This is a genomic window from Streptococcus parasanguinis, assembly GCF_964238605.1.
GTDB classification, from domain to species: domain Bacteria; phylum Bacillota; class Bacilli; order Lactobacillales; family Streptococcaceae; genus Streptococcus; species Streptococcus parasanguinis_AJ.
Genome location: NZ_CAXSMM010000005.1, coordinates 24290 through 46579, shown reverse-complemented (window position 1 = coordinate 46579; position 22290 = coordinate 24290). Strand labels below are relative to the sequence as shown.

Annotated in this window: 17 protein-coding genes; 10 read left to right on the top strand and 7 right to left on the bottom strand. The window is 41.2% G+C overall.

Annotated features, from left to right (window positions below; genetic code table 11):
* The first annotated feature begins 42 nt into the window (after positions 1-42).
* The 4 genes from ACESR9_RS05300 to lysS all read left to right on the top strand — a co-directional run bounded on the left by ACESR9_RS05300 (position 43) and on the right by lysS (position 4981).
* Complete coding sequence (locus ACESR9_RS05300; RefSeq protein ID WP_155198819.1) at positions 43-1200, top strand: efflux RND transporter periplasmic adaptor subunit; 1158 nt, start codon at positions 43-45, stop codon at positions 1198-1200.
* Positions 1184-1879 (top strand): ABC transporter ATP-binding protein, encoded by a 696-nt coding sequence (locus ACESR9_RS05295; RefSeq protein WP_003002759.1) that lies wholly within the window; start codon positions 1184-1186, stop codon positions 1877-1879. The genes ACESR9_RS05300 and ACESR9_RS05295 overlap by 17 nt, the downstream gene beginning before the upstream one ends.
* Positions 1879-3222 (top strand): ABC transporter permease, encoded by a 1344-nt coding sequence (locus ACESR9_RS05290; RefSeq protein ID WP_373105888.1) that lies wholly within the window; start codon positions 1879-1881, stop codon positions 3220-3222. The genes ACESR9_RS05295 and ACESR9_RS05290 overlap by 1 nt, the downstream gene beginning before the upstream one ends.
* A gap of 268 nt (positions 3223-3490) precedes the next feature.
* Positions 3491-4981 (top strand): lysine--tRNA ligase, encoded by a 1491-nt coding sequence (lysS, locus tag ACESR9_RS05285; protein WP_049515026.1) that lies wholly within the window; start codon positions 3491-3493, stop codon positions 4979-4981.
* 316 nt (positions 4982-5297) lie between these two features.
* On the opposite strand, the gene ACESR9_RS05280 is transcribed toward lysS, so the two are convergent.
* From ACESR9_RS05280 to ACESR9_RS05270, 3 genes are all read right to left on the bottom strand, one after another.
* Positions 5298-5921 (bottom strand): histidine phosphatase family protein, encoded by a 624-nt coding sequence (locus ACESR9_RS05280; RefSeq protein WP_373105886.1) that lies wholly within the window; start codon positions 5919-5921, stop codon positions 5298-5300.
* Positions 5922-5943: 22 nt separating this feature from the next.
* Positions 5944-6417, bottom strand: coding sequence for an aminoacyl-tRNA deacylase (locus ACESR9_RS05275; RefSeq protein ID WP_315376719.1), 474 nt, complete (start codon positions 6415-6417; stop codon positions 5944-5946).
* Between the two features lie 141 nt (positions 6418-6558).
* Positions 6559-7434 carry a GH25 family lysozyme gene (locus tag ACESR9_RS05270; RefSeq protein WP_151378631.1) on the bottom strand — a complete coding sequence of 292 codons (876 nt, stop codon included), beginning with the start codon at positions 7432-7434 and terminating at the stop codon, positions 6559-6561.
* A 248-nt stretch (positions 7435-7682) separates the two neighbouring features.
* On the opposite strand from ACESR9_RS05270, the gene ftsW reads away from it, so the two are divergent.
* From ftsW to tpiA, 4 genes are all read left to right on the top strand, one after another.
* Positions 7683-8924 (top strand): cell division peptidoglycan polymerase FtsW, encoded by a 1242-nt coding sequence (gene ftsW, locus ACESR9_RS05265; RefSeq protein ID WP_373105883.1) that lies wholly within the window; start codon positions 7683-7685, stop codon positions 8922-8924.
* Positions 8925-8962: 38 nt separating this feature from the next.
* Positions 8963-11788, top strand: a complete 2826-nt coding sequence (gene ppc, locus ACESR9_RS05260; protein ID WP_373105881.1) for a phosphoenolpyruvate carboxylase — start codon at positions 8963-8965, stop codon at positions 11786-11788.
* Between the two features lie 277 nt (positions 11789-12065).
* On the top strand, positions 12066-13262 hold the full coding sequence (gene tuf / locus ACESR9_RS05255; protein ID WP_003002543.1) for an elongation factor Tu: 1197 nt from the start codon (positions 12066-12068) through the stop codon (positions 13260-13262).
* A gap of 165 nt (positions 13263-13427) precedes the next feature.
* Positions 13428-14186: a triose-phosphate isomerase gene (gene tpiA, locus ACESR9_RS05250; protein ID WP_373105879.1), complete on the top strand. Its 759-nt coding sequence runs from the start codon at positions 13428-13430 to the stop codon at positions 14184-14186.
* Positions 14187-14260: 74 nt separating this feature from the next.
* On the opposite strand, the gene ACESR9_RS05245 is transcribed toward tpiA, so the two are convergent.
* Genes ACESR9_RS05245 through ACESR9_RS05230 form a run of 4 tightly spaced genes read right to left on the bottom strand, consistent with a single transcriptional unit; the run spans position 14261 to position 18824 of the window.
* Positions 14261-15496 carry an aminoacyltransferase gene (locus ACESR9_RS05245; protein ID WP_155167517.1) on the bottom strand — a complete coding sequence of 412 codons (1236 nt, stop codon included), beginning with the start codon at positions 15494-15496 and terminating at the stop codon, positions 14261-14263.
* Positions 15497-15502: 6 nt separating this feature from the next.
* Positions 15503-16714, bottom strand: a complete 1212-nt coding sequence (locus ACESR9_RS05240) for an aminoacyltransferase (RefSeq protein ID WP_373105877.1) — start codon at positions 16712-16714, stop codon at positions 15503-15505.
* 3 nt (positions 16715-16717) lie between these two features.
* Positions 16718-17524 (bottom strand): sugar-phosphatase, encoded by an 807-nt coding sequence (gene yidA / locus ACESR9_RS05235; protein WP_287311439.1) that lies wholly within the window; start codon positions 17522-17524, stop codon positions 16718-16720.
* Positions 17514-18824, bottom strand: coding sequence for an HD domain-containing protein (locus ACESR9_RS05230; RefSeq protein ID WP_155199808.1), 1311 nt, complete (start codon positions 18822-18824; stop codon positions 17514-17516). The genes yidA and ACESR9_RS05230 overlap by 11 nt, the downstream gene beginning before the upstream one ends.
* Positions 18825-18939: 115 nt before the next feature.
* Here ACESR9_RS05230 and ACESR9_RS05225 point away from each other — a divergent pair, with 115 nt between their 5' ends.
* Complete coding sequence (locus tag ACESR9_RS05225; protein ID WP_049483366.1) at positions 18940-19323, top strand: YwiB family protein; 384 nt, start codon at positions 18940-18942, stop codon at positions 19321-19323.
* Between the two features lie 212 nt (positions 19324-19535).
* Positions 19536-22220 (top strand): cation-translocating P-type ATPase, encoded by a 2685-nt coding sequence (locus tag ACESR9_RS05220; RefSeq protein ID WP_155199807.1) that lies wholly within the window; start codon positions 19536-19538, stop codon positions 22218-22220.
* The last annotated feature ends 70 nt before the right edge of the window (positions 22221-22290 follow it).

Genomic DNA, 22290 nt, shown 5'->3' with positions numbered 1-22290 from the left:
CTATGGTATAGAATAAAACGCTTTCTTTGATGGAGAAAAACGATGAAGAAATTGAAAAAATGGCAACTATTTACAGCTGCAGGTGCAGCAATTGTGGTGATTGGAACAGGAAGTGTGATGATGTTTTCGCACCCAAGTACTCCTGATCAAGCAATCACGAAAGAAACTCCAATGGTGCAAACGGTCAAGGATGGATCGATCGCTTCTTCAGTCTTGTTAACTGGGAAAGTCACTGCCAACCAGGAACAGTATGTCTATTTTGATGGAACCAAAGGGGATTTGCAGTCGATTTTGGTCAATGTAGGAGATCAAGTGACGGCCGGTCAGCCAATTGTTCAGTATAGTAGTACAGAGGCCCAAACCGCTTATGATGCAGCCGTTCGTGCTGTCAATAAGGCAGATCGTCAGTTAAATGACTTACTGACAAATGGTGTGACCATTGATACGACAGGCGATGAAGAAGCAGATGCCAAATCAGCTTCGCAGACCCAGCGAACAGTCGATTCTCAAGCTAGCGATTTACGAGATGCTAAGTCGGATGCGGTCGATAATATGAACAAGGCTAAGGCTCTTCTGGATGCGACAACAGTTAGGAGTAATACAGATGGTACCGTGGTCGAAGTCAATAAAGATGTTTCAAAATCGACTACAGGGACCAACCAAACTCTGGTTCACATTGTGAGCAACGGAAATTTACAAGTCAAAGGGGAATTGTCTGAATACAATTTGGCCAATATTTCTGAAGGTCAGGAAGTGGTCCTCACTTCCAAGGTTTATCCGGATAAAACCTGGACAGGAAAGATTTCTTATGTAGCCAACTATCCGACTGACGCGGGTCAAGCAGGTGCCAATGCAGCAGGTGGAACACAAGGAAGCGGAGGAGCCAAGTACCCATTCACAGTGGATATTACCAGTGAAATTGGAGAACTCAAACAAGGCTTTTCTGTCAATATTGAAGTCAAAAGTTCTACTCAACATCCCCTTGTTCCCGTGACAAGTGTCATGGCTGATGGGGACACGAGTTATGTATGGACGGTCGAAAATGGCAAGGCTAAGAAAGTAAAAGTAACGCTTGGTAACGCCGATGCTGAAAACCAGGAAATCTTGTCAGGCTTGAAGAAAGATGCTCAAGTTATTGTGAATCCTAATGAGAAACTGGAAGATGGAAAAGAGATCGGAAAATATGACAAAATTGATTGAACTAAAAGGAATCAATAAAACCTATAAAAATGGGGATCAGGAACTTCGTGTCTTAAAAGACATCGATTTAGAAGTCGAAGAGGGAGAATTTGTGGCCATTATGGGTCCATCTGGCTCAGGGAAATCGACCTTGATGAACGTCATTGGCTTGTTGGACCGCCCGACCAGTGGAGAGTATTTCCTAGAAGGTCAGGAGGTTGGAAATCTCAGTGAGAAAAAATTAGCACGTGTTCGAAATGAACAGATCGGTTTTGTCTTTCAACAATTCTTTCTTCTCTCCAAGCTCAATGCCTTTCAAAATGTAGAACTGCCTCTCATTTATGCAGGAGTTCATCCTGCTAAACGGAAGGAATTAGCTGAGCAGTACCTTGAAAAGGTAGAGCTCCATTCTCGCATGCACCATTTGCCTTCAGAGCTCTCAGGGGGTCAAAAACAGCGGGTTGCGATAGCTCGAGCTCTCGTCAATCAGCCAGCCATCGTCTTAGCAGATGAGCCGACTGGTGCCCTAGATACCAAGACGGGGGAGCAAATAATGGACTTGTTAACCAAGTTAAACCAAGAAGGAAAAACCATTATCATGGTTACACACGAGCCAGAAATTGCAGCCTTTGCGCATCGTCGCATCGTCATTCGTGATGGAGTGATCTCCTCAGATAGCAAGCTGGAAAGGGGGACCTAATGCAAAATTGGAAATTTGCGATCAGCTCAATTATGAGCCATAAATTACGGTCTTTCTTGACCATGGTGGGGATCATTATTGGGGTCGCTTCTGTCGTTGTCATCATGGCTCTGGGAGATGGTATGAAAGCTGGTGTCACCAAGACCTTCACCAAGGACCAAGAGTATGTACAAATCTCTTATTCTCCCAACAAGAGTGGCTATGTGACTGGGATCAATATTGGTCCTTCTGATGATACTGGAGAAGGAGAAGGCGGAGGCGAAAGTGGCCCTGCAGCTGAAGACCGAGGGATGGCTGCTCCATCGGATATGGATGGGGAAAACGCTGAAGATGTTGATGGTCAAGTCCAAGAAGCACCACCAGTTGTGCAAGAATCTTGGGTTAAGGAATTAACCAAGATTCAAGGCATCGATGGTTACTATGTTAGCAATACCTCCAATGCAACCATTGCTTTTCAAAAGAAAAAAGCAGAAGGGGTAAACATCCAAGGAGTAAATGAAACCTATTTTTCTGTCAAAAAGGTTGAGCTCTTATCTGGACGAAAATTAACCCCTTCAGACTATAGTAATTTCTCCCGGGTGGTGCTCCTTGATGAAGGATTGGCCCAACAATTATTTGGAACGGAGAATCCACTGAATCAGGTGGTCTCTGTTGGGGATAACAATTATCGCGTCGTTGGTATTTTCAAGGATCCAAATGCAGGAACAGCTCTTTACGGAGCTTCCTCAGGTGGAAGTGCCTTGATGGCCAATACCCAACTCGCCTCTGAATTCGGAACGGATGAAATTCAAAATATTGTCGTCCATGTGCCAGATGTGAAGCAGATTAAAACCGTTGGGATCGAAGCTGCTCAAAAGTTAACAGAACTTTCAGGTGTTCGCCAAGGAGAATTTCAAATCTTTAATTTGGATAGCATCCTAGAGGAAACCAAAAAAGTAGTAGGAATTATGACGTCAGTGATCGGTGCCATTGCAGGGATTTCCCTTTTGGTTGGCGGGATTGGAGTCATGAATATCATGTTGGTTTCTGTGACAGAGCGGACGAGAGAAATTGGTCTTCGCAAAGCATTGGGAGCAACTCGAGGTAAGATTCTGGTTCAATTTTTGATTGAGTCGATGGTCTTGACCATCATTGGTGGGCTGATTGGACTTGGACTTGCTTATGGTGTGAATAGCTTGATTACTACACTCGCAGCAGCCTCCCTAGAAGGCCCACCGATTATTTCCTTAAATGTCGCTATCGGCAGTATTATTTTCTCTGCTTTTGTAGGCATCATCTTTGGAATTTTACCAGCGAATAAGGCTTCTAAGTTAAATCCGATCGAAGCACTGCGTTATGAATAAAAATAGGAGCGAGTCAGGATGAATGGTTTAAGATTCTCCACGCTCCTTTTTGCTGCTGTTGTTGAATAGTTTGTCGAAACCTTTTCAATTATCTCGCCCTGTACAGGTTAAACAGTTTAAGCAGTCAACGACAGTTTTCGGATATTATTTGAGTATAGCTTCGAGAGGTTACATTTTACCTAGCCTTATTTTTGTTTAATTGGTAAATATTAGTGAATTTCTGGTCTAAATATGATAGAATAGGGGAGAATAACTTAGGAGGTTCCAAATGACTACTGAACATATGGAAGAATTAAATGACCAGCAGATTGTCCGTCGTGAGAAAATGGCGGCCCTTCGTGAACAAGGAATCGATCCATTTGGGAAGCGATTCGAACGCACTGCAAATTCAGGTCAATTAAAAGAAAAATATTCAGAATTAGATAAAGAACAACTCCACGACTTGAACGAAACAGCTATTATTGCTGGTCGTCTCGTAACAAAACGTGGAAAAGGAAAGGTTGGCTTTGCCCATCTTCAAGACCGTGAAGGTCAAATTCAGATCTACGTTCGTAAGGATGCTGTTGGAGAAGAAAACTACGAAATCTTCAAAAAAGCAGACCTTGGTGATTTCCTTGGTGTTGAAGGGGAAATCATGCGCACAGACATGGGTGAACTTTCCATTAAAGCAACTCATATCACTCACTTGTCAAAAGCTCTTCGTCCTTTGCCTGAAAAATTCCACGGACTTTCAGACGTTGAAACCATCTATCGCAAACGTTATTTGGATTTGATTTCAAACCGTGAAAGCTTCGAACGCTTTGTAACCCGTTCAAAAATCATCTCTGAAATCCGTCGTTATTTAGATGGTCAAGGATTCCTTGAAGTGGAAACACCAGTGCTTCACAATGAAGCTGGTGGTGCGGCTGCCAAACCATTTATCACTCACCACAATGCGCAAAATATTGACATGGTGCTTCGTATCGCGACTGAGCTTCACTTGAAACGTTTGATTGTTGGTGGGATGGAACGCGTTTACGAAATCGGACGGATCTTCCGTAACGAAGGAATGGATGCCACTCACAACCCTGAATTCACTTCGATCGAAGTCTACCAAGCTTACGCTGACTTCCACGATATCATGGATTTAACAGAAGGTATCATCCAACATGCTGCTAAAGCGGTCCATGGAGATGGTCCAATTGACTATCAAGGAACAGAAATCAAAATCAACGAACCATTCAAACGGGTTCACATGGTTGATGCGATCAAAGAAATCACAGGTATTGACTTCTGGCAAGACATGACCTTTGAAGAAGCTGTAGCACTTGCAAACGAAAAACATGTACCAGTTGAAAAACACTACACAGAAGTGGGACAAATTATCAATGCCTTCTTCGAAGAATTTGTTGAAGAAACCTTGACGCAACCAACTTTTGTTTATGGTCACCCAGTAGCAGTGTCACCTTTGGCTAAGAAAAACCCAGAAGACCCACGCTTCACTGACCGTTTCGAACTCTTCATCATGACCAAAGAGTATGCCAATGCCTTCACGGAATTGAATGATCCGATCGATCAATTGCAACGTTTTGAAGCGCAAGCGCGTGCGAAAGAATTGGGAGATGACGAAGCTACAGGCATCGACTATGACTACGTTGAAGCTCTCGAATATGGTATGCCACCAACAGGTGGACTTGGAATTGGTATTGACCGCCTCGTTATGTTGTTGACAAATGTAACAACAATTCGTGACGTTCTTCTCTTCCCAACCATGAAATAAGCTAAAAGAAAACACTGATCTTGCGATCAGTGTATCAGATTGAAGAAAAGTCTTCTAAAAAACTTTCCTTAGGTGAGTACGGACGTCAGCGAACTTCTACGAAGTTCCATGACTAATTATTGAGCCTAAGGTCTCAATAATTCCGAGTGCCTGAAACACAGTTGTTTCAGGCACTTTTCTCACAGCGGAAAGTTTTGTATAAACTTAACTAACTAAAGAAAATAGAATCATATTTTTGAAGATTCAACTAGCTATTTTAGGTGATAAACAGTTTGCCTGCATTCTAAAAAACACTGATCTTGCGATCAGTGTTTTTTTAGTCCTCTATATAAGAGGTATCATTCCATTTTTCTAAGTGATAGTGCTCAAAATTATCTGTTGTCAAAATCGTCACGCTGGCATTGTCTAGTCCGCCATTTTTGCGAAGTTCTCCTGTTTCATAACCGAGCAAGGTTCGAATAGAAGCCGTCAAATTAGCTCCGTGTCCAACAATGAGAACGGTATCGAGCTCTTTTCCTTTCAGACTTTTTACAAAATCACAGGTACGTTTGGTTGTTTCATAAACAGATTCTGCATCAAAGATTTCATTTTGAAAACGAGCGAGGTTATGTCGAAACGCATCCATTTGTTGGGGATAGATGGCCGAAATGGTAGAAATTTTAGCTCCTTCTATTTTTCCCAAATTCCACTCACGAAGAGCAGGCGTTGGTTGCAATTTTAGAGGTGTCTCCAATTGATCGAGAATGATCTGTGCAGTATGGACTGTCCGTGGCAGATCACTTGCAAAAGCTGCATCAAAAGGGACAGTAGCTAGATGCTTTCCTAATTTTTCAAGCTGATGAATGGAGGCTGGTAATAGCGGAGAATCGCCATTTGATCCTTGTAAACGTCCTTCTTCATTCCATTCTGTCCGTCCGTGTCGAATAAAATATAGTTTCACAATCTTGTCTCCTTCTCTGTCTTTATTCCAAAATATCTGCAAAAGTCGCCTTTACGAAGTCTGCTAGAAGTTGTGGTTTGATTTGAATACTATGGCCAATTTCCCCAGCAGACACGATCATGGTTTCTAACTGAAGGGCTGATTCATCGATAAAAATAGGAAAAGAATGCTTTTGGCGAATGCCCACCGGATTATTGGCCCCATGAACATAACCCGTTGTTTTTTCAAGATCTTTTTGAGGAATCATAGCGATTTTCTTATTCCCTGATAATTTGGCTAACTTTTTCTCTGAAAGATGCTCTGTAATAGGAATGATCCCAATCACGGGCCCCGTTTTATCTCCTTTAAGAGCTAGGGTTTTGAAAATAGTAGAGCGATCAATTTCTTCTGGTAAGATCCCTTCTAAAGCGTTGATTTGTAAGCCTATGTGCTCAATTTTTGCTTTAGTCAAGATCTGCTCGACCAAGGTTTTCTTCACCTTATTTTTTTTTGCCATGGCTTTCTCCTTTTCTCTTTTTCTCTACAAAATCAGATTTCATTAGACCATTATAACATATAATAGCTGCGATATTGTCTAAGCCTCTAAACATAGAAAACAGCAGAAAAAGTGAAGATCACTTGATCTGCTGTTTTGAGGCTATGAGGAAGAGCCATCTTTTTGTACCTTGAATAGTTTCCGATAAATCGCTTCTTGGTCTTGCGTCGGAGCAATCTGGTTGAGATCCAAGTAGTGTGAGAATCCATTTAATTGCCCTTGAGAGGTATATTGATGCAAGTCGTATTCCGTATTGGTATCTGGTGCAGCATTATAGTAGCCATCGTCAAATCCATAAGTAGGAATCCAAAGAGCCGTAAATTTATCAGTGGAGATACTATGTTCTTCCATGAAGTAGGTTCCGATATAGAGTCCAATATTTTTGGCACCCAAAGCTTGTAGTTTTGCTCGGAAAGCTTCAACACCTGCGTTCATATCCTTCATGGTTTTTTCCTCAACATCTAACCAATAGTAGGTCGGTTTGTAAGGAGAAGCAGCCTTGTAAAATTCTTCTGCTTCTTTTTCCATTTCTTTTTTATCCTTAGCAGCGACATAAGCATAGACCGCGACTGGGATATTTCGTTTTTGGAATTCTTGGATATGGGTTTTATAGGATTTATCCAGACCATTTAAGTGGGTCGCAGCATTTTCCTTTTTAGCTTGAGCCCCACTATGGACACGAACGATCACACCTCCTACATTTTGGGAGAGAACATCGTAGTCAATTTCACTAGGCAATTGCCAGCCAGAGATATCAATGATCGGGCGGCCAACCAGTTCTGGATTGATATCTTCTTCTTTTTTAGAAGAAGAGCTTGCAGTGGTTGTTTTTTTAGGTGTATTGGAGTTCGGAATGGTTTTGGTTGTTGCTTGTCGCTCTCTTACTTGCAGATCGGCAATCGTTCGTGAAAGAACGAGAAAAGAAATGATACCGATAAAAAAGATCAAGAGAACAACGGGTTTTATCCTTTTTCTCATACAAAATCATTTTACCGTAAATAAGACGAAAAGGCAAAACTTAATGCTTAAAAGATCACGATTTCAGCCATTATTTTCAATAAAAAGGAATCTTTTCATCGAAAAAGGATAAAAATATATGAAAATAAGAAGAATGACTAGAGTATTTCTCGAAAATTGAGAAGAAGCCGAATCTTTTCGGACCTTTCCTTGGTTTTGCTTCTCAAAAATGATATAATGAAGGTTGAACATTAGGAATATGGTGAATTATGAAAATTGAAAAAAGACATCTTTTAAATTATTCCATCCTCATTCCCTATTTGATTTTATCCATCATTGGCTTGATTGTCGTTTATTCGACAACAAGTGCCTTGGCAATTCAAAGTGGAGTGAGTTCGATTCGAATGGTACGGACACAGGGGTTCTTCTTCATCTTTAGTCTCCTAACCATTGCCTTGATTTATAAATTTAGCCTAGACTTCCTGCGAAATAAAAAAGTATTAGCTTTTGTCATCTTTATTGAGGTGATTTTATTGATCTTGTCTAGGTTTATCACGGATACGGTCAATGGAGCTCACGGTTGGTTGACGATTGCAGGAATGTTTAGTATCCAGCCAGCAGAATACCTCAAGGTGATCTTAGTCTGGTATCTGGCCTTGATCTTTTCTAAACGACAAGACGAGATACGCGATTATGATTATCAAGCCTTGACCCACAATGAATGGATTCCAAGGAATTTAAACGATTGGCGTTGGCTGACCTTGATTCTGATTGGAATCGTTGTGATTATGCCGGACTTGGGAAATGCGACGATCTTGGCCTTAACGGTCTTGATCATGATTACGGCTAGTGGAGTGGGCTACCGTTGGTTTACCTCTTTACTTGGTTTAGTTGTTGGAGCCTCCACCATTGTCCTTGGTTCAATTTGGATCATCGGTGTGGACCGTGTCGCTAAAATTCCTGTCTTTGGTTATGTGGCCAAACGTTTTAGTGCCTTCTTTAACCCCTTTAATGACTTGTCTGGCGCAGGTCACCAATTAGCTAATTCTTACTATGCCATGAGTAACGGTGGTTGGTTTGGCTTAGGGCTAGGAAATTCCATTGAAAAACAAGGTTACTTACCAGAAGCGCACACAGACTTTGTGTTTGCGATCGTGATTGAAGAATTAGGTTTTGTTGGAGCTAGCTTGATCCTTGCTCTCCTATTCTTTTTAATTCTTCGGATCATTTTAGTCGGTATTCGAGCAAAGAATCCTTTTAATTCGATGATGGCCATTGGGATCGGTGGGATGATCTTAGTGCAAACCTTCATTAACATCGGAGGAATTTCTGGTTTGATTCCGTCTACAGGAGTGACCTTCCCCTTCTTATCCCAAGGGGGAAATAGCTTATGGGTCTTATCCGTAGCGATTGCTTTCGTTTTGAATATCGACGCTAGTGAAAAACGGGCTAAGATGGAACAAGAAGGCATGGTTTTTGAAGAAAAAGGTAAAATCAAACCTTATTATTAAAAGGGAATTGTTGAATGGCTATTCAAAAAGGAGAAAAAATGGTCTTACAAAAATTAGAGAACTTCACAAATAAAGATATTATCAAAGAAGAAGCCGAAATTTTAACCAATTTATTAGATGATATTACGAAAAATTTGGTTTGTCCGGAAACCTTTGATAAAATTAGGCAGTTGAAGGATCTATCAAAAACACAGAACTATCGTGAGTTGAATCAAATAGTGGAACAATTGACAAATGAAGAAATGACAGTGATTTCACGTTATTTTGCGATTTTACCACTCTTGATTAACATCTCAGAAGATGTCGATTTGGCCTATGAAATCAATCATTTGAATAACGTGGATGGTGAATACCTCGGAAAACTTTCTTCAACCATCAAAGAAGTTGCGAAAAATGAAGATGCACAAGAAATTCTTGAAAATCTCAATATTGTACCTGTTTTAACAGCCCATCCAACTCAAGTGCAACGAAAAACCATGCTGGATCTAACCAATCATATTCATGCTCTTCTTCGTCAGCACCGGGATGTTAAAGCTGGTTTAATGAATGAGAATAAGTGGTATAACAATCTTCGTTGTAATATCGAAATCATGATGCAAACGGATATGATTCGTGACAAAAAATTGAAGGTTACCAATGAGATCACCAACGTCATGGAATATTACAATAGCTCTTTCTTACAAGCTGTTCCAAATCTTATGTTGGAATACAAACGCTTGGCAAAAGAGCATGGATTAGAGCTTGAACAACCACGTCCGATCACAATGGGCATGTGGATCGGGGGAGACCGGGACGGGAATCCGTTTGTAACAGCTGAGACCTTGAAGCGTTCAGCAACTATTCAAAGCGAAGTCATTTTGAACTATTACATCGAAAAGATTTCTAAATTATACCGTCATTTCTCCCTTTCAACGAGTCTTTCTAAAACAAGTGAAGCAGTAGCTGAAATGGCCGCCCTATCAAGTGATACATCTGTCTTTCGTGAAAAAGAACCATACCGTCGGGCTTTCCACTATATCCAGTCAAAATTGATCCAGACTTTGGTCAATTTAAAAGAATGGACTATGGTTGGGGAAACTAGAGAAGATCGTTATGCTGTCGAGAGGTTATTAGGAGCAAATGCTCATCAACAAGGGCCAGTTTCTGATTATATCGGCAATCGTATCTCTGGGGCTCTAAAGAAAATTTCTGAGAAAGAAGCTCCAGCTTATGCATCAGCTCAAGAATTTAAAGAAGACCTTGAAAAGATCAAAGATTCCTTGTTAGAAAACAAATCAGAGTATTTAATTTCTGGTGAGTTTGCAGAACTTCTAGAAGCCATCGATGTTTTTGGATTCTATCTGGCCTCTATTGATATGCGCCAGGATTCGAGTGTACATGAAGCCTGTGTGGCAGAATTGCTGAAATCAGCAGGGATTAATGACCACTATTCTGATTTATCAGAGGATGAAAAGTGTCAAGTTCTCTTGAAAGAACTTTTAGAAGATCCACGTATTTTATCAGCAACTCATGCTGAAAAATCTGAACTGCTTGAAAAAGAATTAGCGATTTTCCAAACGGCCCGTGAATTGAAGGATCGTTTAGGAGAAAAAGTCATTCGTCAAAACATCATTTCTCATGCAACCAGTGTGTCAGATATGTTGGAATTGGCTGTGATGTTGAAAGAAGTGGGCTTAGTTGATACAGAAAAAGCTCGCGTGCAAATCGTACCTTTGTTTGAAACAATCGAGGATTTGGATCATTCAGAAGAAACTATGAGAAGCTACTTGTCTCTTCCGATTGCCAAACGTTGGATTGCTTCTAAGAACAACTATCAAGAAATTATGTTAGGTTACTCGGATTCTAACAAGGATGGTGGTTATTTGTCTTCTTGTTGGACCCTCTTTAAAGCCCAACAACAATTGACTGCTATCGGAGATGAGTTTGGAGTGAAGATTACCTTCTTCCATGGACGTGGTGGTACCGTTGGACGTGGTGGCGGTCCTACCTATGAAGCCATCACTTCTCAACCGTTGAAATCCATTAATGACCGTATCCGCTTAACGGAGCAAGGGGAAGTGATCGGCAATAAATACGGGAACAAAGATGCCGCCTACTACAACCTTGAGATGCTTGTTTCTGCAACTATTAACCGCATGATTTCAGAACAAAAGAGTCCATTTTCTATGTTTGATCGTTTCGGGGAAGTCATGGATAAAGTCGTGAATCGCAGTTACGATATCTATCGTGATTTGGTCTTTGGAAATGAGCACTTCTATGATTACTTCTTTGAATCAAGTCCGATCAAAGCTATTTCTAGCTTTAATATTGGTTCGCGTCCAGCTGCCCGTAAGACTATTACAGAAATTGGTGGTTTGCGTGCTATCCCATGGGTCTTCTCTTGGTCACAAAGTCGGGTGATGTTCCCTGGTTGGTATGGAGTAGGTTCTAGCTTTAAGGAATTTATCGATGAGGATCCTGAGAATATTGAAACCCTTCGATATATGTATAAGAACTGGCCTTTCTTCCAATCTCTCTTGTCAAATGTGGACATGGTCTTATCCAAAGCCAACATGGATATTGCCTTTGAGTATGCGCAATTGTGTGAGGAAGAAGAAGTCCGCAATATCTATCAGATTATCTTACATGAATGGCAATTGACCAAGGATATCATCCTGATGATTGAGGAGCATGACGAATTGCTCGCGGAAAACCCTTATCTGAAAGAAAGTTTGGATTATCGGATGCCGTACTTTAACGTCTTGAACTATATTCAGTTAGAATTGATTCGACGTCAACGGACTGGACAACTATCAGCCGATCAAGACAAGCTAATCCATATCACCATCAATGGAGTGGCTACAGGATTACGAAATTCAGGTTAAAAAAATCGGAACATTGTTCCGATTTTTTCTGCTCTGAAACGAAGTGATAGAAGATGTTTAACGAGTTTAAATTAAAGATTTCAAATGAGGATTTTCAAAGCTTGATCAGGATCTTTCAGCAAGAGGACAAAACAAAAGGAAAGAAGAGGAATAATTAAGAAAATATAGGTAAAAGGCTTGCAATTTTATCTAAAATTCGATAGAATAGTAAGGAAAGTTAGACTGTATTGCCTACTGTCTATCTATAAAATATATTTTATTGGAGGCTTTTACTCAAATGGCAAAAGAAAAATACGATCGTAGTAAACCGCACGTTAACATCGGTACAATCGGACACGTTGACCACGGTAAAACTACCCTAACTGCAGCAATCACAACTGTTTTGGCACGTCGCTTGCCTTCATCAGTTAACCAACCAAAAGACTATGCGTCTATCGATGCTGCTCCAGAAGAACGCGAACGCGGTATCACTATCAACACTGCACACGTTGAGTACGAAACTGCTAAACGTCACTACGCTCACATCGACGCTCCAGGACACGCGGACTATGTTAAAAACATGATCACTGGTGCCGCTCAAATGGACGGAGCTATCCTTGTAGTAGCTTCAACTGATGGACCAATGCCACAAACACGTGAACACATCCTTCTTTCACGTCAGGTTGGTGTTAAACACTTGATCGTCTTCATGAACAAAGTTGACTTGGTTGACGATGAAGAATTGCTTGAATTGGTTGAAATGGAAATCCGTGACCTTCTTTCAGAATATGATTTCCCAGGTGATGACCTTCCAGTTATCCAAGGTTCAGCTCTTAAAGCTCTTGAAGGTGACTCTAAATATGAAGACATCATCATGGAATTGATGGATACTGTTGATGAGTACATCCCAGAACCAGAACGCGATACTGACAAACCATTGCTTCTTCCAGTCGAAGACGTATTCTCAATCACTGGACGTGGTACAGTTGCTTCAGGTCGTATCGACCGTGGTGTTGTTCGTGTCAACGACGAAATCGAAATCGTTGGTATCAAAGAAGAAATCCAAAAAGCAGTTGTTACTGGTGTTGAAATGTTCCGTAAACAACTTGACGAAGGTCTTGCAGGGGATAACGTTGGTGTGCTTCTTCGTGGTATCCAACGTGATGAAATCGAACGTGGACAAGTTATCGCTAAACCAGGTTCAATCAACCCACACACTAAATTCAAAGGTGAAGTTTACATCCTTACTAAAGAAGAAGGTGGACGTCATACTCCATTCTTCAACAACTACCGTCCACAGTTCTACTTCCGTACAACTGACGTAACTGGATCTATCGAACTTCCAGCAGGAACTGAAATGGTAATGCCTGGTGATAACGTGACTATCGACGTTGAGTTGATCCACCCAATCGCCGTTGAACAAGGTACTACATTCTCAATCCGTGAAGGTGGACGTACTGTTGGTTCAGGTATGGTTACTGAAATCGAAGCTTAATTCGATCTAGTTCCCAGATTAACAATTATATAGACAGACAGAAAACCCCGTGGAGACGGGGTTTTTATTTTTTACAAAAAGTAAAATGAGCTTGTGCAACCTTTCATTATGACGAAATTTATGGTAAAATAGATAGTATAAAATAAGAAAAAAGAGGTATGTGAAATGTCACGTAAACCATTTATCGCTGGTAACTGGAAAATGAACAAAAATCCAGAAGAAGCAAAAGCATTCGTTGAAGCTGTAGCATCAAAACTTCCTTCAGCTGATCTTGTTGAAGCTGGTATCGCGGCTCCTGCAGTTGACTTGACAGCTGTACTTGCTGCTGCTAAAGGTTCAAACCTTAAAGTTGCTGCACAAAACACTTACTTTGAAAATGCTGGTGCCTTCACTGGTGAAACTAGCCCACAAGTTTTGAACGAAATCGGTACTGACTACGTTGTTATCGGTCACTCAGAACGTCGTGATTACTTCCACGAAACTGATGAAGACATCAACAAAAAAGCAAAAGCAATCTTTGCGAACGGTATGCTTCCAATCATCTGTTGTGGTGAAAGCCTTGAAACTTACGAAGCTGGTAAAGCGGCAGAATTTGTAGGTGCTCAAGTTTCAGCTGCACTTGCTGGATTGACTGCAGAACAAGTCGCTTCAACAGTAATCGCCTACGAACCAATCTGGGCTATCGGTACTGGTAAATCAGCTTCACAAGACGACGCACAAAAAATGTGTAAAGTTGTTCGTGACGTTGTAGCTGCTGATTTTGGTCAAGAAGTGGCTGACAAAGTACGTGTTCAATACGGTGGTTCAGTGAAACCTGAAAACGTTGCTGAATACATGGCTTGTCCAGACGTTGATGGAGCTCTTGTAGGTGGTGCATCACTTGATCCAGAAAGCTTCTTGGCATTGCTTGACTTCGTTAAATAATAACATCTAAAAGGCGAGAGATTTCTCGTCTTTTTTATAGTAAAAAAGACCAGCTTCAAAGCTGGTCTTTTGAGTTATGAACGACGCAAAAGTTTCTTGATGAGAGAAATCAATTTGTATTTAAGAGGACGTGGATAATAACGGAAGGTCCCCATCTTACGAACGATGTAACCATTGAAGTTTTGTTTGAAACGAAGAACACCGTCTGAGCCGTCAAAGATTCCTTGAATACCAAGGAAGTTATATCTTGGGATGCCACGTTTGATGGTTTCAAGCATCATATATTCCTGGAGAACGGCAGGAGCATAGAACTTATTAAATTCTGTATAAGAGCCACTGAATAAATAGGTGGATTCTTGTGGCATATAGACGAAGAGGCTTCCTGCAAGAATGACGTCTTGATCTCCATATTTTTCAATATATTCTTTTGCGTCCTTCTTTCTCACCTCAAAGGTATCAAACTGGCTAGAGAATTCACGAAGTTGATTTTGTTTTTTCTCTGAATTGGGGTTGACTTCAAGATCCTTCTGTAATTTCTCAATCTTCTGTGCTAGTTTTCCTTGGTCTTTTTCAAGATTCGTGTAGTAATGGTGGAAGTTCAGTGTTGCGATCATGAAATCGGCATTGTCGCCAAAACTGTCATAGAAAGTTTGGTAATAATCCAAGGTCTTATCCTGATAGTCGCGACGGTCACTGGTAGAGGAAGTAATATCCTTAAAGAGTTGCAGTTCATCTCGGTTTAATCGTTTCAGTTCAATACCGAAAGATTTGGCTTTTTTGACAAGTGGCTTTCCTTTTTTACTGAAGCTCTTGAGAAGATTTTTTTCGGTGATGCCCTCCATATCTTTCACATAATGCCAATCACCTTCTCCACCTGGATAACCTGTTGTTAAACCATCATGCTGATAGCCCAAGTTTTTAAGGTTATCCATAAAATGGGTTTGCTCTTCACTGGTTGGATTGCCGTCACTATCAAAGGTTTGATAGGTATCATAGGGCTTAATAACGAGTTCAATAGCCCCATTTTCTTTCGCATAGTCTTTTAAAGCTGCATAGAAGGGTTCTAGCATAGCCTCCTCTTGGTAAAGAGGGCCAGAATTGATTTCCATATGGAGACCACCTGTCATAGGAAGACTGTACAAGATCGCTGCCACTTGGACTTGATCTTTTTGTTTCCAAGCGATAAATTGGACCGTGTTTCCTCGCTTTTCAAGCAGATCTGCCATTTCAGCAGACTGGATAAAAGAGCGATGGGAGACAGTATTTGCAAATGAGGTAAATTCTTCTTTTGAAATTGTCGTAAGAGTCATGTAACTTTATTTACTCCTTAATTTTTTCCGGATCTTGTAGACTTTGTTTACAAGTGGATAAAGTGGACTGGTTGGTAGGTTGAATTCCCCAACAAATTCTTCAATGACAGGATTAAATTTTGATTTGAAATGATAGAGACCACCATCGAGTGAATTTTCAATGCCCCCCATATTTTGCCAAGAAGCACCACGGTCGAAAGCGTGTTGGGCAGTTTCATACCAGGTGAGGATAGCAGGTTGGTAACGGCGGAATTCTTCATCCATCCCTGCATAAACATTTTCAGACGTCCCACCGAATTCAAGGCTTAAGGTCCCAGATAAAGGAACGATCTGTCTACCTGCTTGGAGATGCTGCTCAAGAAATTGCAGTTCTTCCTCTATCCGCTCTTTTTCTTTTTGGTTATTCTCAACCTTGCCAGGCTTTGTTTTTTCTGTGAATTTTTCAGCCTCTGCCTTGTTTTTTTCAAGATCTTTTATAAGGGAGGTTTTCCGTTTCTCGAGATCTAGAGTAGACAAAGTAATGTAGGATTGTCCTTGGTAGGTTGTGAGCAGTTTTTCGTAGTAGTCTTTTCCACGTAAATGAATGCTTTTACGAGCCTCAGTCTTTTTCATGAGAGAAGCAAAGTCCTCTAACAATTCGGTTCCGCCAAATTGGACTTGGATCCCTTTGTTTCGGGCAGTTCGGATGGCTTGTCGAGTAGATTTTGAAAGATCTTGCTCGGTGAAAAACTCTTTGTGGATATTCGCTTGAAAGCGTGGTTGGATATTTTCTGCTATATCACTGGTTCGGCCAGTCCATTCAACCCCTTCTTTAGTTAAGGTGTCGATCACTGCTTGCACATCAGTGGTTTCCGTATTTTCTTGTCCAATCAATTGTTTACTCAAGAAAAGACTTGGATCAAATTTCACAAACAAGGCCTTGTATTGTTTGGCTATCTTTTTAAGGGACTGGATCACAAATGAAACCAGCTCTTTGTTCTGGTAATCCATGATTGGGCCTCGAGGAATGTAGAGCATAGAAAAGCCAAGTGGCAGGGGTTGAATCAAGATGCTTGCAACAGCGACTAATTGGTCTTCTTGATAAAAACCAACCCGTTCATTTCCCCAATTATCTTTGATTTTTGCCCATGAGCTGCTTTGTAAGAGATTGGTTTGGTCACTCTGAATAACAAAGGCATCATGCGCACTAGCAGAAATTCCTAGCTGGTAATGGTACATTTCTTATAATACCCACTTTCTAATGGCGTATGCAACGCCAGATTCATCATTTGATTTGGTAATAGTTGTAGCAATTTTTTTAAGAGCTGGATTGCCATTTTCCATAACGACAGCATGTCCCACGACTTCTAGCATGGAACGGTCATTTTCTTCATCTCCGATAGCCATGGTTTCTTCTTGCTGGATTCCAAGTCGTTCAGCTAGATGAAGAACAGCTGATCCCTTATTAGTTGTTTTCCCTAGAATTTCTAAATAAAAAGGGGCTGATTTGACCATGGTGAAGCGGTCCTTGAATTCTTTAGGAATTTTTGCAATCGCAGCATCTAGAATGTCTGGTTCATCGATATACATGGCCTTGACAAATTCTTTCTCACGAACTTCTTCAGGCGTCCGGTAATAAAGGGGCATATTGACCAGTTGAGATTCATGAATGGTGTAGCGTCCGATATCGCGATTGCTGGTATAGATGCCATCTTTAGTAATCACATGAGAGTGGATTTGGAGTTTGTTAGCAAGAGACTCGATATCGAGATAGTCCTCATAATCTAAAAGGTCCTTGATGAGTTCTTTTCCAGTAGCGGTTTCTTGAACCAGACCGCCATTAAAGGTAATGACATAGTTTCCAGGATCCATCAAATGGAGTTCTTTTAAAAGTTTTGAGACCCCTGCGATAGGACGACCTGTTGTGATAACGATTTTAACGCCTGCGGCTTTAGCATCTTGAATGGCTTCAAATACAGAAGGTGTGATCTCTTTTTTTGAATTGAGAAGTGTACCGTCGATATCGATCGCAACTAATTTAATGGACATCCGTCTCTCCTGTAAAATAATCATTGGTGATATAGGAAGTGAATTCCTCTACTTGCTTACTGAAAAGTCCATTAACCTCCAGCATTTCTTTTGGGAAATAGAAGCGGTTGTCCCCATAGCGAGTTCCTGCTAAAGCAGCGACGAGTGGAGACAACTGAGACAATTCAGCGAGACTCCCATCTTTTCGGATCATCTCGATCTGGGTCCGCGGTTTTTCAAGCTCTGGTCGATAAATATCGTAGGGCAGATCGAAATTTTGATGAATAGCGGTGTAGTAGGTTGGATTAAACCCAACCTCTTTAATCAGTTTTTCAAGGATTGCTAAGTCTTTTCGCTTATCTTCTGTAAATAGAGTCGATTTAAAGACTTTCCGATTAATATAGCGCTGAGCAAGATCAGACAAGATGGTATCCGGACTATCCATCCAGACTTGGAAATAGGTATTCATCACACCGTCATCTAGATTTAAGTAGTCTTGGATAGTGACTTCTTCTTCAAAAAATGGAATCAAGCGAGGTGAAGTCAGTTGAAAATACTCTTTCTGATCTGGATAAATGGTTCTAGCGCGTTTGAGTAGATTTTGAAGGAGGACTTCCATGGCACGAGTAGCTGGGTGGAAGTAGACCTGCATATACATTTGGTAACGGCTGACCACGTAATCCTCGACAGCATGCATGCCATTTTGTTGGAAGGCAATGCCATTTTCAATCGGTCGAATAACGCGCAAAATACGGGTCAAGTCAAATTTTCCATAGGAAGCACCCGTAAAGTAGGCATCCCGCAGTAAATAATCCATCCGGTCCACATCAATTTGACTAGAAATCAATTGCACCACTTGTTTATTGGGGTAGGTATGATCAATGACGCTGGCTACACGATTTGGGAAATCAGGAGCTACCTGTAAGAGGATCTGATTGACCTCCGTCTCTGGACTGGTGATGATCAGCTGGGTCATTTTTTCATGATCGGTCCCAAACAGTCCTTCAAAGGTATGGGAATAGGCACCATGTCCAATGTCATGAAGAAGAGCGGCTGTCATGGTCAGTAAGTTTTCATCAGAGTTCCATTGCTCTGCATACTTTTCCTCAAAAATGGACAGAATGCGTCTTGAAATTTCATAGGCGCCAAGACAGTGAGAAAAACGACTATGCTCCCCACCGTGGAAGGTAAAACCAGATGTCCCCAGTTGTTTGATGCGGCGTAGTCGTTGAAATTCTTTACTATTAATTAATTGATAAATGATGGGATGATCCACATGAACGTAATCATGCACGGGATCGCGAAAGACTTTTTCATTCATGGGTCTATTATAGCAAAAAAAAGCCTATTTTGCGATATAGAGGCTAATAGGGGCAGTCAAAATGCGTAAAATTTGATAGAATAGTAAGGCAAGAAAAGAAGAGAAGGAGACAAAGATGCAGATTCGCATTCAAAATACCATTCGATTTGGAGAAGAAATGGAAATTGTTGATCAGTACTATCAAGGTGAATGGAAGGAAAAAGCAGGTTTTCAATATCTCTTGTATACCAATGAAGAAGATGAAAAGGTTGCTTTGAAATTTTCCAATGATGAATTGGTCATGACACGATTCTCAAGTCCTAAATCCATCATGCGTTTCTACAAAAATGAAGATGGTGGGGCAATCATCCCAACTCCGATGGGCATTCAGCAGTTTTTGATTACAACAGACCTCTTTCAATTAGAAGCAGGTCATTTGAAAGTCTCTTATCGCTTGTTAACTCTCGATGGAGAACAGGAATTTGCTAATTATCAATTACTGGTGGAATGGGAAGAATAATCCTCATTAAATTATTCTAGATCCCGCTTGCTTTATTCTATAAAAATGGTATAATAAAACCACTCAAGGGAGTAGCTGGCGGTTTTCCGCGATAGTGTCGTCATTACGAAATTATTTCCGGCACTATATTAAACGGCGAGACTTGTTTTTTCAAACAGGTCTCTTTTTTGTGCAAAAGAGACCTAGTAGAAAGCTATAAGGAGGAAATTATTTTGTCAAAAGAACAAAATAAAGCTTTGTTTTATACACAGAGTAAAGAAGAAGTTCTAAAGGAATTGGACTCTTCAATTGAAGGCTTGTCAACTGCTCAAGCTCAAGAACGTTTAGCGATTTATGGTCATAATGAACTGGACGAAGGTGAAAAACGTAGCCTCTTGTCTAAGTTTATCGATCAGTTTAAAGATTTGATGATCATCATCTTGTTGATCGCTGCAGCTCTCTCTGTGATCACAGAAGGAATGGACGGCCTTACAGATGCCATGATCATCTTAGCCGTTGTTGTTTTGAACGCAGCCTTTGGTGTCTACCAAGAAGGACAAGCCGAAGCAGCTATCGAAGCGCTGAAAAACATGTCTAGTCCATTAGCGCGTGTCCGCCGTGATGGTCACGTGATTGAAATTGATTCTAAAGAATTGGTCCCAGGTGATATCGTTCTTCTGGAAGCTGGAGATGTGGTTCCTGCAGATATGCGTTTGTTTGAAGCAGCTTCTCTTAAAATTGAAGAAGCAGCTCTTACAGGGGAGTCTGTGCCAGTTGAAAAAGATGTGACAGGACTTGTTGAAGCAGATGCTGGTATTGGGGACCGCGTTAATATGGGTTACCAAAACTCAAATGTAACTTATGGTCGTGGTATTGGTGTCGTAACAAACACTGGTATGTATACAGAAGTTGGTAAGATTGCAGATATGTTGGCTAATGCCGATGAGACTGAAACACCATTGAAGCAAAGCTTGGAACAATTATCTAAAGCCTTGACTTACTTAATTGTTGTGATTGCGGTCATTACTTTCTTAGTTGGCGTCTTCGTTCGTGGAGAGCATCCATTAGAAGGCTTGATGGTTGCGGTAGCCCTTGCGGTTGCGGCCATTCCAGAAGGACTTCCTGCCATTGTAACTATCGTTCTATCTTTGGGAACTACAACCCTTGCCAAACGCAATTCGATTGTTCGTAAATTACCAGCGGTTGAAACTCTTGGTTCAACAGAAATCATCGCATCTGATAAAACAGGTACTTTGACTATGAACCAAATGACTGTTGAGAAGGTCTACACCAACGGTCAATTGCAAAGCTCAGCAGCTGAGATTGCTGCTAGCAACAATACCCTTCGTATCATGAACTTTGCCAATGATACTAAGGTGGACCCATCTGGCAAGTTGATTGGGGACCCAACAGAGACTGCTTTGGTACAGTTTGGTTTGGATCACAATTTTGATGTTCGCGAAATTTTGAAGGATGAACCACGTGTGGCAGAATTGCCATTTGACTCTGACCGTAAGCTTATGTCAACTATCCATAAGGAATCGGACGGTTCTTACTTTATCGCTGTCAAAGGAGCTCCTGACCAATTGCTCAAACGTGTGACGCGTATTGAAGTTAATGGGGAAGTTCGTCCTATCACGGATGAAGATAAGAAAGCTATACTTGCTACCAACAAAGACTTGGCTAAACAAGCCCTTCGTGTTTTGATGATGGCTTATAAGACAAGTAACGAAATTCCAACCTTGGAATCTGAAATCGTTGAGTCTGACTTGATCTTCTCTGGTTTGGTCGGTATGATTGACCCTGAGCGTCCAGAAGCTGCAGAAGCTGTTCGTGTCGCTAAGGAAGCGGGTATCCGTCCAATTATGATCACTGGTGACCACCAAGATACAGCAGAAGCGATTGCCAAACGTCTGGGAATCATCGATCCAAATGACACCGAAGACCATGTCTTCACTGGAGCTGAGTTGAATGAACTCTCTGACGAAGAATTCCAAAAAGTCTTCAAGCAATACTCTGTCTATGCGCGTGTATCACCTGAACACAAGGTTCGGATCGTGAAAGCTTGGCAAAATGAAGGAAAAGTTGTTGCCATGACTGGTGACGGGGTCAACGATGCACCATCACTTAAGACAGCTGACATCGGTATCGGTATGGGGATTACAGGTACAGAGGTTTCTAAGGGAGCATCAGATATGGTCCTTGCCGATGACAACTTTGCAACCATTATCGTAGCGGTAGAAGAAGGACGTAAGGTCTTCTCAAATATCCAAAAATCTATCCAATACCTCTTGTCTGCCAATATGGCTGAAGTCTTCACCATCTTCTTTGCAACCCTCTTTGGTTGGGATGTGTTACAACCAGTACATCTTCTCTGGATCAACTTGGTAACCGATACTCTTCCAGCTATCGCTCTTGGTGTGGAACCAGCTGAGCCAGGTGTCATGACCCACAAACCTCGTGGACGTAAATCTAACTTCTTTGACGGTGGGGTCTTCGGAGCTATTCTTTATCAAGGTGTCTTCCAAACCATGCTGGTTCTTGGTGTTTATGGCTGGGCCTTACTCTATCCAGAACATGCGACTCGTGCCGAAATCCATGCAGACGCTTTGACCATGGCCTTTGCAACTCTTGGTTTGATCCAATTGCTCCATGCCTTTAACGTTAAATCGGTTTACCAATCCATCTTTAAAGTGGGACTCTTCAAGAACAAGACCTTTAACTGGTCGATTCCAGTTGCCTTTGTTCTCTTGATGGCGACCATCATTGTCCCTGGATTTAACAAACTCTTCCATGTCTCTCATTTGAGTTTGACACAATGGTTAGCTGTTATGATTGGTTCGCTCTTGATTGTTGTTCTCGTTGAGATTGTCAAAGCCGTTCAACGTGCACTTGGAAAAGATAAAAACGCTATTTAAGCATAAAAAAAGTCATCTTCGGATGGCTTTTTTTGCGGGCAAAATAGACTGGGCATATTTCTTGAGGTAC